At 65.0% G+C, this 14,634-nt stretch carries 14 protein-coding genes and 2 tRNA genes; 13 read left to right on the top strand and 3 right to left on the bottom strand.

Going from position 1 to position 14,634, the window contains the following annotated elements; genetic code table 11:
• The first annotated feature begins 10 nt into the window (after nucleotides 1-10).
• The 3 genes from QA640_RS01295 to QA640_RS01305 all read left to right on the top strand — a co-directional run bounded on the left by QA640_RS01295 (nucleotide 11) and on the right by QA640_RS01305 (nucleotide 2,467).
• On the top strand, nucleotides 11-1,825 hold the full coding sequence (locus QA640_RS01295) for a heme biosynthesis HemY N-terminal domain-containing protein (protein WP_283038988.1): 1,815 nt from the start codon (nucleotides 11-13) through the stop codon (nucleotides 1,823-1,825).
• A 101-nt stretch (nucleotides 1,826-1,926) separates the two neighbouring features.
• Nucleotides 1,927-2,002, top strand: a tRNA-Thr gene (locus QA640_RS01300).
• Between the two features lie 147 nt (nucleotides 2,003-2,149).
• Nucleotides 2,150-2,467, top strand: coding sequence for a hypothetical protein (locus QA640_RS01305; RefSeq protein ID WP_283038989.1), 318 nt, complete (start codon nucleotides 2,150-2,152; stop codon nucleotides 2,465-2,467).
• Nucleotides 2,468-2,534: 67 nt separating this feature from the next.
• Here the strand turns inward: QA640_RS01305 and QA640_RS01310 are convergent, their stop codons facing one another.
• A complete protein-coding gene (locus tag QA640_RS01310) occupies nucleotides 2,535-3,584 on the bottom strand; it encodes a polysaccharide deacetylase family protein (protein WP_283038990.1) in 1,050 nt (349 codons plus the stop codon).
• Between the two features lie 254 nt (nucleotides 3,585-3,838).
• Between QA640_RS01310 and QA640_RS01315 the strand changes: the two genes are divergently transcribed.
• Together QA640_RS01315 and QA640_RS01320 are read left to right on the top strand one after the other, a co-directional pair.
• On the top strand, nucleotides 3,839-4,135 hold the full coding sequence (locus tag QA640_RS01315; RefSeq protein WP_283038991.1) for a hypothetical protein: 297 nt from the start codon (nucleotides 3,839-3,841) through the stop codon (nucleotides 4,133-4,135).
• 186 nt (nucleotides 4,136-4,321) lie between these two features.
• Nucleotides 4,322-4,537, top strand: a complete 216-nt coding sequence (locus QA640_RS01320) for a hypothetical protein (RefSeq protein ID WP_283038992.1) — start codon at nucleotides 4,322-4,324, stop codon at nucleotides 4,535-4,537.
• 115 nt (nucleotides 4,538-4,652) lie between these two features.
• Here the strand turns inward: QA640_RS01320 and QA640_RS01325 are convergent, their stop codons facing one another.
• Nucleotides 4,653-6,341, bottom strand: coding sequence for an MFS transporter (locus QA640_RS01325; RefSeq protein WP_283038993.1), 1,689 nt, complete (start codon nucleotides 6,339-6,341; stop codon nucleotides 4,653-4,655).
• Nucleotides 6,342-6,477: 136 nt separating this feature from the next.
• On the opposite strand from QA640_RS01325, the gene QA640_RS01330 reads away from it, so the two are divergent.
• The 6 genes from QA640_RS01330 to QA640_RS01355 all read left to right on the top strand — a co-directional run bounded on the left by QA640_RS01330 (nucleotide 6,478) and on the right by QA640_RS01355 (nucleotide 13,500).
• The gene (locus tag QA640_RS01330; protein WP_283038994.1) at nucleotides 6,478-7,848 is read left to right on the top strand and encodes a hydrolase; all 1,371 of its coding nucleotides are present in this window, start codon (nucleotides 6,478-6,480) and stop codon (nucleotides 7,846-7,848) included.
• Between the two features lie 35 nt (nucleotides 7,849-7,883).
• Nucleotides 7,884-9,251, top strand: coding sequence for a cytochrome P450 (locus QA640_RS01335; protein WP_283038995.1), 1,368 nt, complete (start codon nucleotides 7,884-7,886; stop codon nucleotides 9,249-9,251).
• A gap of 50 nt (nucleotides 9,252-9,301) precedes the next feature.
• Entirely contained in the window at nucleotides 9,302-10,711 is a 1,410-nt protein-coding gene (locus QA640_RS01340; protein WP_283038996.1) for an adenylate/guanylate cyclase domain-containing protein, read from the top strand.
• Between the two features lie 233 nt (nucleotides 10,712-10,944).
• A complete protein-coding gene (locus QA640_RS01345; protein ID WP_283038997.1) occupies nucleotides 10,945-11,433 on the top strand; it encodes a TerB family tellurite resistance protein in 489 nt (162 codons plus the stop codon).
• A gap of 223 nt (nucleotides 11,434-11,656) precedes the next feature.
• Nucleotides 11,657-12,436 (top strand): SDR family oxidoreductase, encoded by a 780-nt coding sequence (locus QA640_RS01350; RefSeq protein ID WP_283038998.1) that lies wholly within the window; start codon nucleotides 11,657-11,659, stop codon nucleotides 12,434-12,436.
• A 269-nt stretch (nucleotides 12,437-12,705) separates the two neighbouring features.
• The gene (locus QA640_RS01355) at nucleotides 12,706-13,500 is read left to right on the top strand and encodes a glutamine amidotransferase (RefSeq protein WP_283038999.1); all 795 of its coding nucleotides are present in this window, start codon (nucleotides 12,706-12,708) and stop codon (nucleotides 13,498-13,500) included.
• 172 nt (nucleotides 13,501-13,672) lie between these two features.
• Here the strand turns inward: QA640_RS01355 and QA640_RS01360 are convergent.
• A tRNA-Ala gene (locus tag QA640_RS01360) sits at nucleotides 13,673-13,748 on the bottom strand.
• Between the two features lie 198 nt (nucleotides 13,749-13,946).
• Here QA640_RS01360 and QA640_RS01365 point away from each other — a divergent pair.
• Nucleotides 13,947-14,237, top strand: coding sequence for a YggT family protein (locus QA640_RS01365; RefSeq protein ID WP_283039000.1), 291 nt, complete (start codon nucleotides 13,947-13,949; stop codon nucleotides 14,235-14,237).
• Between the two features lie 16 nt (nucleotides 14,238-14,253).
• Nucleotides 14,254-14,631, top strand: a complete 378-nt coding sequence (locus tag QA640_RS01370) for a DUF167 domain-containing protein (RefSeq protein WP_283039001.1) — start codon at nucleotides 14,254-14,256, stop codon at nucleotides 14,629-14,631.
• The last annotated feature ends 3 nt before the right edge of the window (nucleotides 14,632-14,634 follow it).

A 14,634-nucleotide genomic window follows, 5' to 3' on the forward strand; every position in this document is an offset into this window, starting at 1 on the left:
AGGGATCGCCATGCTTCGCGTCGTATCATTCCTCATCCTCATCGCACTTGCCGCGGCCGGCGCCGCCTGGGTCGCCGATCAGACCGGCGACGTCGTCCTGACTTGGGGCAATCTGCGCGCCAAGACGACAGTGCCGGTGTTCGCGTTCGGACTCGGCCTCGTTGCGGTGATAGCGGTATTCGCCTGGAGCATTTTGAGCGCGATCTGGCGTACGCCCGCCCGGATGCGCCGCCGTCGTCACGAGAAGCGCCACGCGCGCGGCCGTCACGCCATCACCCATGGCCTGCTGGCGATCGGCCACGGCGACACCGCGCTCGCGCGCCGCCACGCGGATGCGGCGCGGCGGCATGCGCCGGACGATCCGCTGGCGCTGCTGCTCCATGCGCAGTCGGCGCAACTCGACGGCAATCGCGACGAGGCGCAGCGCGCGTTCCGCGCCATGGCCGAACGACCCGACACGCGGCTCCTCGGCCTTCGCGGTCTCTTCATCGAGGCGCAGCGCGCCGATGACGCCGTCTCTGCGGTGGCAATCGCAGAAGAGGCGATCAAGCTGTCGCCGTCCTCGACCTGGGCTTCGCAGGCGGTGCTCGGTTTCCGCTGCGCGCGCAGCGACTGGAGCGGTGCACTCGCGATCCTCGATTCAAATCTCTCGGCGGGCCTGATCGACAAGAGGACCTGGCGCCGGCAGCGCGGCGTGCTGCTCACGGCGCGCGCGCTCGAGCTCGAGACCATGGACCGCGACGTCGCGCGCGAGAGCGTGATGGAAGCGGTGAAGCTCGCGCCGACGCTGGTGCCGGCTGCGGCCCTCGCCGCGAAATTCGAAAGCGAGGCGCATCAGGTGCGACGGGCCATGAAGCTGGTGGAAGCCGCCTGGCTCTCCCATCCGCATCCCGATCTCGCCGACGCCTATGCGCATGTGAAGCTCGGCGATTCCGCGCGGCAGCGCTTGCAGCGGATCGAGACGCTGGCGGCCAAGACGCCCGGTCATGTCGAAGGCCAGCTCGCGCTCGCGCGCGCCGCGATCGACGCCAGCGAATTCGCCCGCGCCCGCCAGGCGCTGGCGCCGCTGATCAACGATCCGACCCAGCGGGTTGCGCTCCTGATGGCGGAGATCGAGCGCGCCGAGCATGGCGACAGCGGCCGCGCGCGGGCCTGGACATTGCGCGCGGTGCGCGCCCGTCACGACCCGGCCTGGACGGCCGACGGCTATGTCAGCAGCCGCTGGCGTCCGGTTTCGCCGGTCACCGGCCGGCTCGACGCCTTCCAATGGCAGACGCCGGTGGCAAGCCTGCCCTCGGACAAGGGCACGACGATCGAGGCCTCCCCGTTCGAGGAGGCCATGCTGGCTGCCCCGCCGCCGAAGCATATCACCGTGAGCAGCGAGGCGCTGGAACCGGTCCAGCCAGCGCCTGTGCCGGCCGCGCAGGACAATCTGCCGCCCGAGCCCAAACCTTCGGAAACCAAGACTCCTTCGGAGGTCAAGCTTTCGGAGGTAAAGGTGCCGGAAACCAAGGCCGAAGCGAACACAGTCGACGTGAAGGCGCCCGAAACGCCCGAGCCGGCTACCGCCGCCACTGAGCCGGCCAGACCGGCGCCGGAACCCGCCGAATCAGCCCCCATAGCGGCAACGCCGGTGTTCCGCGCCCGGGCCGACCTCGGCAAACCGGCGTCTTCGCCGATTCCTGCCGTCATCCCGATCATCCGCGCGCCAGACGACCCCGGAATCGATGACGAGGGGACGAGCGATGAATTTACGGAACAAATCGGCACGCCAAAGGCCCAGGCCGGCGGCTGGCGGGGGTTCTGGTCCCGCTGGGGCCGCTGATCGGCAAGTTCGGCCCGGCTTGTCCTTGCCAATTCGGGCCACGCCCGATATCAGGGGCGCGCGCATTTGGGGCCGCACATCGTGCCGGCCGCCAAGGGTCCGCCGCAATAGCTCAGTCGGTAGAGCACGTCATTCGTAATGACGGGGTCGGGGGTTCGAATCCCTCTTGCGGCACCATTGCCTCAATTGTCCGACCCGGAGCGACACCGTTATCGCCTTGAGTGCTGGCTGCCTGCTCCGAGGCCGCTTGCGTGAGACGCATCACATAACTGCGCACCGGCCTTTCCTACTGTCTCCGCATGCTCAAACACGGGAGACACTCACATGCGCAAGATCATGCTGATTGCTGCCATGATTCTGGCCTCCGCGTCCGCGCAGGCCGCCGGTTCGCGCGGGCTTACGCTCGCTTCCGCCGATGATCCGGCTGCGCAGCAGACCACGACCACCGCCGCGCCGGCGGCCTCCAAGCGCCCAGAGGCTCCGAAATATGTCGACCGGCCCGCGGCCGTGTCCACGACACCGGCGACGACGGCCACCACCAGTTCAACGACCGCAGCGAAGGCTGAGAAGCCGAAGCGCAAGGCTTACTGGACCGAAGGCCGCATCATCGGCGAGCTGCATCGCCACGGAATCTATTGGTAGCCCGAAAACGATGATGGCCGGGAAAGCCCGGCCATCATGAACTGTCGAAGCGTACTGGCTTGTCGCGCTACTGCGAAACCGTCTGCACCACGCTCGAGATCGGACGCGCGCTCGAGGTCGGCACCTTCAGTTCCTTGAGCAGCGCCTCGTCATATTCCGGCAGTGTCTCGAAGGTCGTCTTGGCCTTGATCTGCACGACCTTGTAGCCGCCGGCCTTCAGGCGTGCGAGCAGCGTCGGCAGGGCTTCGGCCGTGTGCTTCTGGAAGTCGTGCATCAGGATGATGCCCTTGCCGAGCTTGTCGAGCTTGGTCATCACGTTGCTGACGATCTTGTCCGGGGTGCTTTCCTTCCGGAAGTCGAAGGAGTCGAGGTCGGTCGAGAACATTGCGACGTTGCGGGTGCCGAAATAGCTCACGATCGCCGGATTGTGCTGAAGCTGCGGGAAGCGGAAGAACGGCGCGGGGTTGGTGCCGAGCGCGAACTTCACCGCGCTAAAACCCTTCTCCACTTCGTCCTTGGCCTGTTGCTCCGTCATCTTCTTGCCGTTCAGGTTGACGTGCGACCAGGTGTGCGAGCCGACCGTGTGGCCCTGGGCCAGCACCTGGCGCAGGATCTCGGGATGATAGGTCGCGTGCTTTCCGACCGCGAAGAACAGGCCCTTGGTGCATTCGTCGGCGAGCGCCTTCAGCACCGCGGGCGTGTTGTTCGGCCACGGTCCGTCGTCGAAGGTCAGCACGACCTCCTTGTCAGTGAGGAAGTCGAACTGCTTGAAATGCTCGAAGCCAAAACCCGGTCCGCCGGTGGTGTCGATCTCAACCACGCGTGCGACGCCAAGCGCGTTCGGATTGGCGCAGGTCGATTTCTGCTGAACCGGCATCGCCGGCACCGGCGCAGGCGGCGCGCTCGACGCCGCAGCCGGCTTGCCGGAGAGCGCCGCAGTGGTCTCGACGTCGTCCTTGGCGGCAAGCCTCGCCGTCGCGGGCAGAGGCTCGGGCGGGCGGGCGGCCATTGTCTGGGGAGCGGCCTGTTCGGCACGCGAGGAATAGAAGAACCAACCTCCGGCGATCACGACCGCCGCAATCACACTGGCCACCATCAGGCCCAACGCATTACGCATCGCTACTCTTTCCAAATACGCAACCAAACAAGCGGTTTTTCCCCGCGCCGAGCCATTAATGCGAAGAAACAGTTAACGGGACACCAACGCGACGGCGGTTGCGGTGGAATTTCAGCAGGGTGCGCCAAAGTGACCGACCTTACGGTCGGCAGGCCGGTCGTGACCGTCATCACAGTGGAAACGGTTTTGCCAGAGCATCGTAGCCCCCGTTAACAACGCGCCCGCCCTGACGGCGGCGCCAACGGGAGCCTCAAATGACCATGTCGTTCTCGTCCAAGATCCGCGACGCCAGCCTGGCGCTGGTTTTTGCCGTTTTCGTCTCGATCCCGTCTTCGACGCCAAGCTTTGCCTACACTGCCGAGGCGCAGCAGATGTGCACCGGCGACGCCTTCCGCCTCTGCTCCTCGGAAATTCCCAACATCCCCGCGATCACCGCCTGCATGATCAGGCATCGCGCCGACCTCAGCCCCGGCTGCCGCGCGGTGATGGACAAGGACCTCGCCAAGGCGTCATCGCGCAAGGTCGCCGACGCGAAGGAGAGCGCGCAGTAGGACAAGCGCTGCCCGCGTGCTGATGATGCCATCATCGCGCGCTCGAACTCCCCGCGCGAAGTGCCCTGGTGCCAGGCCGAGGGCCACTCGCTTCTCGCCGGCGCGGCTCACCAACAAAGCCGTTGCAGCGCGGGAACCATCGCTCTAGCGTCGCCCGCCCATCGTTTCGGGTATGAGCATTACGAGATGAGCAGATTCCTTTTCATTCTTTCATTGGCCCTGATCGCATCGCGTGCGTCGGCGCAGCAGCAGCCGGGACACGACGCCTGCGCCCGCGACGTCTCGCGCTTCTGCCGTTCCGTGATGAACAATGGCGATTCGGCCGTGCTCGCCTGCCTGAAGCAGAACCGCGCCCGCCTCAGCAAGGCCTGCGACAAGGTCCTGACCGAGCACGGGCAGTAATCTCTCAAGCGTCATACGGGGGCGCGCGAAGCGCGAACCTGGAAATCCATCGAGCTGCATCTGCCTGGAGGAATGGATTCCGGGCTCTGACGGCGCGCCCCCAGAATGACAATAACTACGTACTGCTCCCTGCCGCGGTCGCGACGACCGGCAGCACCTCGCCGCTGCTGCGGTCCGGCGTCTCTTCCTTCCAGCGTACCGAGCCGAATGGACGCTCGAGCATGCGGCGGATCCGCACCGGCTCGGGGCCGATGTGGAAATCGATCGCCTGCTGATGCAGCGCTCGCTCGGACTGCGTCGATCGGTTGCGCTGGCGCAAATAGTCGAGCCAGGTCGGACAGTGATAGCGCTCGGTCCACAACTCGGGATCGGCGATGTCGCGCGCGATTGACCAGCCATAGGCGCCGTTGCGTTGCCTGGAGAGCTGCACGTCCTGCATCACATTGTGAAAGGCGCGCGCGTTCTCCTGCGCGACGCGATATTCGATCTCGACCACCAGGGGACCGCTGCGGCCGGTCAGCGACAGCCTCACCTCCGGATCGGCGAGCACCTCGGCGTCCTCATTGCGCGCGCCGACGCGCGGCATTGCCAGCCAAAGGCCGAGCACCGGCGAGATCAGCATCAGGCCGGCGGCCACGAGCAGTGCCATCTCGACGCCGGCATAATCGGTGAGATGGCCCCAGCCCCAGGCGCCGATCGCGATGCCGCCGGAAATCGAGGCCTGGAATGCCGCGAGCGAGCGGCCCGCGACCCAGCGCGGCGCCGAAAGCTGCACGCCGATATTGAACAGCGCCACCGCCGCCATCCATACCGCGCCTGCCAGCACCAGGGCAGCGGCCGTCAGCACCGGCTCGCTGCTGAGCGCGATGGCGGCCATCGCAAACGCCATCGAGATCGTGCAGGCGCGGATCGCCGATTCGCCGCTCATGCGCTTGCGCAGCTCGTGGATGTTGAGCGCGCCGATCACCGCGCCCATGCCGAAAGCGCCCAGCATGATGCCGTAGGTCTGTGCGCCGCCATGCAACAGGTCGCGCGCGACCAACGGCATCAGCGCCATGATGGCGCCGCCGATCAGGCCCATCAGCAGCGTCCGCGTCAGTACGATCTTGATCGGCGGCGAATTGGTGATGTAGCGCACGCCGGAGACCATGGCCCGGTTGAGCTTTTCCCGCGGCAGGCGCGACGGTTCGGTGCTGCGCCGCCAGAGCAGCAGCACGACCAGCAGCGGCAGATAGAGGATCGCGTTGCAGGCAAAGGCCGCCACCGCACCGGCCGCAGCGACGATCACGCCGCCGATCGCGGGGCCAAAGCTGCGTGCGATGTTGTAGCTGATGCCGTTCAACGCAACCGCCGATGGCAGCGAGTCCGGCGGCACCTGTTCGCTGACCGAGGACTGCCAGGCCGGGCCGAACAGCGCGTTGCCGCTGCCGACGATGAAGCAGAAGGCGAGCAGCGTTTCGGGAGTGATGAGCTTGAGCCCGGCCAGGATCGTGAGCGCCGACGCGCCGATCAGCGCGATCGAAAGCGAGATCAGGGTGACGATGCGGCGATCATACATGTCGGCGATGGCGCCGGCCGGCATCGAGATCAGCATGATCGGCAGCATCAGCGCGGTCTGCACCAGTGCGACCTTGTCGGCGGAGGCGGCCATCTGCGTCATCGCCCAGGCCGCGCCCACGCCCTGGATCAGCAGCCCGAGATTGGAGAGCAGGCTGGCAAGCCAGATGCGCCGGAATACGGTATACCGCAGGGGCGCGGTAATGCCGTCATTGGCAAATTTCTGGCGTTTGGGCTGCTCGGTCATATCCCCTTCCAAATGGCTTGCGAGAAATGGTTCGGCGATTCCTGCTGGCCCAGTGATGCCCGCGAAAGTCCTTCGCTGTCCAGTGGTTAGACGGTTATAAGCGGCGCAACCAACTGGTTTGCCGGGGAGGAACGACATGAAACTATCGCGACGGACGGTCTTGCAGGGCGCCAGCGCGCTGCCTTTCGCGGTTGCGAGCTTGCGGACGTCGGCGCTGGCCCAAAGCACGCCCCAAGCGTCGCCCGCCGAGGTGCCGCCGATCCTGTTCGTCCACGGCGATAGCGACTACGACGCGCTCTGGATGACGACATTATGGCGGATGCAGTCGAACGGCATCGCGCGCGAGCGCATGTTAGCGATCAATTTCACCAACCCCAAGGCGCGCGACGACGACAGGGTCGAACAGCCCAACCGCTCCTCGACCGAGGATCAGCGCCGTGAGCTCGCCGCCGCGATCGCTGAATTGAAGCGCCGTACCGGCGCTCCGCGCGTCGCGCTGGTCGGCAGCTCGCGCGGCGGCTACGCCATCCGCAACGTGATCAAGAATGGCGGCGCCGGCGACGTCAGCCATGCCGTGCTGTGCGGCACGCCCAATCACGGCGTGTTCGCGATCGACGACCTGCTCGGCAGCGAGTTCAATGGCCGCGGCGCCTTCCTGCGCGGCCTGAACGCGGGCGAGAGCGAGGTCACACCGGGCACCGCCTTTCTCACCCTGCGCAGCGACGGCATGGACAAATATGCGCAAGCGGATGGCCGCTTCATCGGCATGCCCGGTGTGCCTACCAATGTCACGGCCGAAGGCCCGGAGCTGAAAGGCGCCACCAATCTCGTGCTCGGCACGCTCGATCACCGCGAGGTGGCGTTCCATCCACGCGCGTTTCGCGAGATCTACAAGTTCATCGCGGGCCGCGAGCCCGACCGCATCGCGATCACGCCCGAGAGCAGCGTCAAGTTGAGCGGGCTGGTGACGGGAACGCCCGGTGGCGTGCCGACCAATCGTCCCGTGGAGGGCGCTTTGCTCGAGGTGTTTCGCCTCGATCCCGTGAGCGGCGAGCGCCAGGGCGCCGCGCTGTACGGCGCGAAGACCACCGCCGACGGCCGCTGGGGGCCGGTGCAGGCCGATCCGGCCTGGCCGCTCGAATTCGTCCTGACCTCGCCGGACGCCCCCACGACGCATATCTACCGTTCGCCGTTCCTGCGCTCGTCGGATGTCGTGCATTTGCGCGCGGCGCGTCCGCTCGGGCCGCCCGACGCCGGTGCGGGCGCAGTCCTGATCATGTCGCGACCGCGCGGCTATTTTGGCCTGCCGCGGGATATCGTGCTGTTCGACGGCAAGGAGCCGGCCGACGTCAAGCCGGGCGTGCCCACGGATTCGGCAGCAACCCTGCGCCTTTCGGCTGCGGAGGCGGGGCGTAACGTTGTGGTTCAATTCAACGAAGAACGGATCGTGGCCAGGACCTGGCCGGCTGCCGAGAACAGGATTGCGATTGCGGAGCTGACTTCCTAGCTCTGTGGGTGCGGTGGAATGCGGGGAGAGAGCCCATGAATGTCACCCAGGTACGCCGGCCCATCATTCCGCCGACCCCGCCGCGCGCGCCGGAGGGGATGTCGTTCCTCCGCCGCGTTGCGGTGATCCGCAAGAACATGATCGCGACCTGGGGGCAGCGTGCCTATGAGGAGGACGTCATCCAGGGGCGCTTCTTCCTTCACAACAGCTTCATCCTCAACCAGCCGGACGCGATCCGGCACATCCTGCTCACCAATTACGAGAACTACACGCGCACGCCGGCCGGCATCCGGATGCTGCGTCCGGTGCTCGGCCAGGGTCTTTTGATCGCGGAAGGGCAGCCTTGGCGGCACCAGCGTCGAACACTGGCGCCTGCGTTCACGCCACACGCTACCACCAACCTCGTCCCGCACATGACCGCGGTGCTCGACGAGACCATCGCGAAGCTCAAGACGAAGTCCGGTGAGGTCGTCGACATCAGAGAAATCATGCAGCGGATGACGCTCGAGATCGCTGGCCGGACCATGTTCTCTTTCGGCATGGACAAGCATGGCGCGACCTTGCGCAACTTCGTCATGGAGTATGGCCAGCGCCTGGGCCGGCCGTATTTCCTCGACATGCTGCTGCCGGTGTCGTGGCCGAGCCCGATGGATTTTGCGCGCGCCCGCTTCCGCAAGCGCTGGACCGCGTTCGTCGCGATGCTGATTGCCGAGCGGCGTGCCGCCGGCAAGAAGGAGGGGGCGCCGCCGCGCGATCTCTTCGACCTCATGGACGAAGCGCGCGATCCCGAGACCGGCAAGGCCTTTTCGGACGAGCAGCTCGTCGACGAGGTCGCCACCATGATCCTGGCCGGTCACGAGACGACCGCGACGGCGCTGTCCTGGGCGCTCTATCTCCTGGCGCTCGATCCCGAAACCCAGGAGGAAGTCGCCTCCGAGACGCGCGGCGAGCATCTCGACAGCATGGCCGATATCGACCGGCAGAAATTCACCCGCGCCGTGATCGAGGAGACCATGCGGCTCTATCCGCCAGCCTTCCTGATCGCACGCGCGGCGCTCGACAAGGACAACGCGGCGGGTGTCGAGATCGAAAAGGGCGATATCATCATGATCGCGCCGTGGCTTCTGCACCGTCATGAAAAGCTCTGGGAGCAGCCCAATGCCTTCATCCCCAAGCGGTTCATGGCGGCGACCCCGCCCGACCGCTTCGCCTATCTGCCGTTCGGCGCCGGCCCACGCGTCTGCATCGGCGCGCCATTTGCGCAAGCCGAGTCGGTGCTGGCCCTGGCCCGGCTGATCGGAGAATTCCGTGTCGAGCTGGTCGATACCGCACCCGTCATTCCCCTCGGCATCGTCACGACGCAACCGGACCATTCTCCCATGTTCCGCATCACGCCACGGTGACAGGCGGCTGTCTGGCCAATGGCGTGATCCACCCTAGATAGAGTCTCGCCATGAGCGACATTCAAGCCCAGTTTTCCGTCTTGAAGCAGACCGCTGATCCCGGCGCGGTCGAAGCAATCCAGCGCCTTATCGAGCAGGGCGAAGATCACGAGCTCAACCGGATCAACGTCATCGACTTCTCCAAGCAGTACGGCCTCAATGAGGAGCGGGCAATCTCCGCATTCCTGCATTCGGCGCGGCTCGGGCTGTTCGATCTCGGTTGGAACGTGCTGTGCCCGGGTTGCGGCGGCGTGCTGGGTGCGCATTCGACGCTGAAGTCGCTCAAGTCCGACGATTACAACTGCGCGCTTTGCGCCTGCGGCTACAAGGCGTCCGTCGACGAGGCGGTCGAGGTTTCCTTCACGGTCAGCCCGCGCGTGCGGCGCATCGCGGCACACGATCCTGACTCGCTGCCGGTATGGGACTATTTCAAGCAGATGTTCTGGAGCTCGGGCGTCGACTTCAACAAGGAGCAGTTCGCGACCCTCGCCAATGAGGTCACGCTCGATACGCTCGAGCTTCCGCCCGGCGAAAAGGCGACGATGTCGCTCCAGCTCCCGAACGATTTCGTCATCGTGTTCGAGCCCGTGACGCACGCCGCGCATTTCATCGATGTTCAGGGCGAGCCGACCAAGGAGCGTCAGCAGCTCGCGATCATGTACAACAAGGTCCAGGCCCCGACGGGGACCACGACCTTTCGTCCCGGACCCTTGCGGCTCTCACTGGACAATCAGACTGGCATGCGCGTGCTGCCGACGGTGTTCATTGCCGCCGAGGCGCTGCATCAGCTGATCGGCAAGCGCAAGCCGTTCCTCACCGCCAAGCGGATGCTGTCCAACCAGACCTTCCGCGACGTCTTCAAGGCCGACAATCTCAACATCGACCAGCGGCTACAGATCACCTCGCTGACCTTCCTGTTTACCGATCTGAAGGGCTCGACGGCGCTCTATGAGCGCGTCGGCGATCTCGCCGCCTTCGACCTCGTACGCGCGCATTTCCATGCGCTGCTCGAGATCATCGCCTCCGAGAAGGGCGCGGTGGTGAAGACGATCGGCGACGCCGTGATGGCGACGTTCGTCAAGCCGGAGCACGCTCTTGTCGCCGGCTTGCGCATGCGTGCCGCAATGGAGGAATTGAACAAGAAACGCAGCTCCGAAGATCTCGTTCTCAAGATCGGCATTCATGAGGGGCCTTGTCTGGCGGTCATGCTCAATGAGCGACAGGACTATTTCGGCCGGACCGTCAACATCGCTGCGCGCGTGCAGAGCGTGTCGATGGCTCAGGAAATCCACATCACCGGTCCCGTGCTGGACGCGCCGGCGGTCGCCAGGATCCTGGAGCAGTGGTCGATCAAGCCGATCCAGAAACAGGCCGCGCTCCGCGGCATCGCCGACAAGATGGTGGTATACGAACTGCCGTGAGTTCCTTGGAGTCATTCCGGGGCGAAGCGTCAGCATCGAACTATGGTGCGCAGTTGCGCACCTGAGAATCTCGAGATTCCGGGTTCGCGCTTTAGGCGTCCCGGAATGACATAAAGTGGATTGCCGAAACGTAATGCAGCGCGGGGCATAAGCGCGCATTGCGCGGTGCGAATTTCCCGCTCATATAAAGGGGGCAAGCTGCCTTTGCAGCGCCACCATTGCGGCAGGATTTCATGCTCGACGGACTGCGCCAATTCATTGCCGACATCGTCGCCCCCCAGGCGCAGGACCGCGCCTTCGGCGACAGCGATTATCGCCTGGCGGCGACCGCGCTGCTGATCCATGTGATCTCGCTCGATGGCGAGCCGACGGACGCCGAGCGGCGCAAGCTGCACAGCCTGATCGAAAGTCATTTCTCGCTGGATCGCGGCACCGCGGACCGCCTGATCGCCTCCGCAACCCAGGTCGAGGGCGAGGCGGTCGATCTCTATCACTTCACCAGCGTCATCATGCGCTCGCTCAATGACGAGGGCCGCAAGCGCATCGTCGAGATGATGTGGGAGCTCGTCTATGCCGACGGCCAGGTGACGGAGTTCGAGGACAACGTCGTCTGGCGTGCCTCCGATCTGCTCGGCGTGTCACAGCGCGACCGGATCGACCTCAAGCATCTCATCGCCAGCCGCCGTGCCGGTCAGGTCAAGGACGGTGTCGCCAGGATTTGATCGCATCGGCGGGACGCGGTCAGTCGCGACCACATGACGAAACTTTAATGTATCGGCCGAATCGCGACTTGGCCAAATCCCCCTGCAAATCAGCGGTTTTTCTGCATCCTCCATCCTGGTGCACATCAGCGAGGCTGACGTGCGACTTGCATCCCGCACGCGGCCTATGCTCTCGTCCTGGGGTTGTCGCCCTAATTTCGCTTGCATTGAAGAGACGTCGATCGTGACTGAGCGTGTGACGCTGATTACCGGTGCCTCGGCGGGCATAGGCACGGAGCTGGCGCGCGTGTTTGCCGCGAACGGTCACCGTCTCGCATTGACGGCGCGCCGCGCCGACCGGCTCGATGCCTTGGCCAGCGAGATCGCGGCCAACGGCGGCAAGACGCCGATCGTGCTCGCCTGCGATCTGGAAGAGCCCGGTGCGGGCGAGAAGATCGCGGCGGCGCTGGCCGCTGCAGGCGTCGAGCTCGACCATCTCGTCAACAATGCCGGCTTCGGGGTATTCGGTGACGCGATCGACTGCGATCGCACCGAGCAGCTCGGCATCATCGACGTCAACGTCCGCGCGCTGACCGATCTGTCGCTGCGTTTCGCGGATCAGCTCGTCAAGTACAAGGGCGGCATTCTCAACGTCGGCTCGGTTGCGGGCTTCCTGCCCGGCCCCGGCATGGCCGTCTATTACGCCTCCAAGGCCTACGTCATCTCCTTCACCGAGGCGCTGCGCGGCGAACTCGGGCCGCGCGGCGTTCGCGTCACTGTACTTTGCCCGGGTCCTGTGGCGACCGAATTTCAGGCCCGCGCGGGCTTTGCCCCGGGATTCGATTCCGCCGTTCTCGACGTCTCGGCCGCTGACGTTGCGCGCGCCGCCTATCGGGGGCTGATGGCCAATAAACGGGCGGTGCTGCCTGGTCTTGGGATCAAGATCGTGCCTTTTCTGCTGCGCTTCTTCCCACGCGGCTTCATTTTGGCCGCCGTCGGCCGGTTCCAAAGGCGCAGGCGCTAAAGCATGATCCGGACAGGAAGGGCCGCGTTGGCGCGAAGTGCGCAGCGGCTTTTTCTCGCGACAAACGCGGACCGTTTTTGCGCGGAAATCATGCTCGAACAACAACCTGATGCGCGATGCGATCTTTTGCGCTTTAACCGTGCAACGAAAGCCGATTTTGGCCCGGTGCTTGCTTGATCTCCTTTCAGTTCAGTGTGTGCGTAAACTCACACGAAATTAACGATCGCTTAGTTATGCTGGCGGTCTGAACCGTAGCTTTCGAAAAGGCAATGTCGTTCCGGACGGACAGGCTTGGTGGCGCGGAGGTGGTCCCCTTCAGGAGAAGGACGCCAGCGGCCGCCGACCGCCAGCCGCCGCTGCCCGTTCTGATCGTTCTGCATCAGGAATCCTCGACACCCGGCCGGGTCGGCAACGCCTTGCGCGCGCTCGGCCATCGCCTCGACATCCGCCGGCCGCGCTTTGGCGATCCCTTGCCCCGGACACTCGAGCATCACGCCGGTGCCGTGGTTTTCGGCGGGCCGATGAGCGCCAATGATTGCGACGACTACATCCGCCGCGAGATCGACTGGATCGAAATTCCGCTCCGCGAGCAGCGCCCGTTTCTCGGCATCTGCCTCGGCGCGCAGATGCTCGCAATGCAGCTCGGCGCTCGCGTCGCGCCGCACCCCGACGCGCTCACCCAGATCGGTTACTATCCGATTCATCCGACGGCGGCCGGTCACGCGCTGTGCCCGGACTGGCCGGGAAAGGTCTATCACTGGCACCGCGAAGGCTTTGAGCTGCCCACTGGCGCGGAGCTGCTCGCAGAGGGCGACGATTTTCCGGTGCAGGCGTTCTGCGCCGGCAATGCCTTCGGCTTCCAGTTTCATCCTGACGTGACCTACGCCATGATGCATCGCTGGACCACGCGCGGCTATGACGGCCTGAGTGCGCCCGGTGCGTGCGCCCGCCACCATCATTTCGCGGACCGCGCTGTCTATGATGTTGCCGAGCGCGCCTGGCTGAAGAATTTCATCGACGGCTGGCTCGCGCGCCGGCCGGTCATGGCGCAAGCCGCCGAGTAAGATCTAGGCGCTTTCGATCTGCCGTTGCTCTTGTTTGGATGCTTCGATTTACGGAGAATGCTTCGATTTACGGAGAAAGTCCGTCTTCGCTCTTTGGGCTTCGCCGGACACCACGCTTCACCCTTCAGGCTTCCGGCGTGGCCGCGCCACGCGTAGCCCGAAGGGCGAAGCGTGGTGGAGCCAGGCGGGATCGAACCGCCGACCTCGTCATTGCGAACGACGCGCTCTCCCAGCTGAGCTATGGCCCCGTCGTAGGCCGCTCTGGTGAATGCGGCCGACAACCGGGCGCCATTTAAGTCCCCGCCAAGGTCAAGTCAAGGACGGGCGTAACCCGGTTTTAGCCATCCCGGCGCCCGAACTTCCCTTGTTTGGGCGGGGGGGAACCGATATCTAGCAAAAGTCCCAAAAGTCCCAAATCCCCGACGCAAGCCAGAGTTTTCCCCGCCATGCGTGCCGTTCTCGACATCGTCATCATCGTGCTCGACCTCTACGTCTGGCTGCTGATCGCCTCCGCGATCCTGTCCTGGCTGATCGCCTTCAATGTGGTGAACACCCGCAACCAGTTCGTCTCGGCGGTCGCGGAGTTCCTGTACCGCATCACCGAACCGGTGCTGGCGCCGATTCGCAATTTCCTGCCCAATCTCGGCGGCATCGACATCTCGCCGATCATCCTGATTCTGGTCATCATGTTCATCGAGCGGGTGATCATGTACTACATCTACCCGAACGTGATTTAGGCAAAGCAGGCGGGCCTTGGCCACCCCGGAGTCCTCCAGAGAGTCGTCCCAAGAGCCTTCTCAAGCGCCGCCCTGGCGCTATTCCACCTCGGGTATCAGCATCGCGCTGCGGGTGACGCCACGCGGTGGCCGCGACGACATCGACGGCATCGAGGCGCTCTCCGACGGCCGCAGCGTGCTCAAGGTGCGGGTGCGCGCGATCGCCGATGGCGGCGGGGCCAACCGTGCGGTCTTGCAATTGATTGCGAAATCGCTCGGGGTCCCGAAGACGAGCGTACGGCTGCTCTCGGGCGCCACCTCGCGGCTGAAGCAGATTGCGGTCGATGGCGATCCGGTGCGCCTTGGCGAGACGCTCGGCCTGCTCGCCGCGGCCAAACCGACGGACAAGGATTAGGAC

This window comes from Bradyrhizobium sp. CB82, assembly GCF_029714405.1.
GTDB lineage: Bacteria > Pseudomonadota > Alphaproteobacteria > Rhizobiales > Xanthobacteraceae > Bradyrhizobium.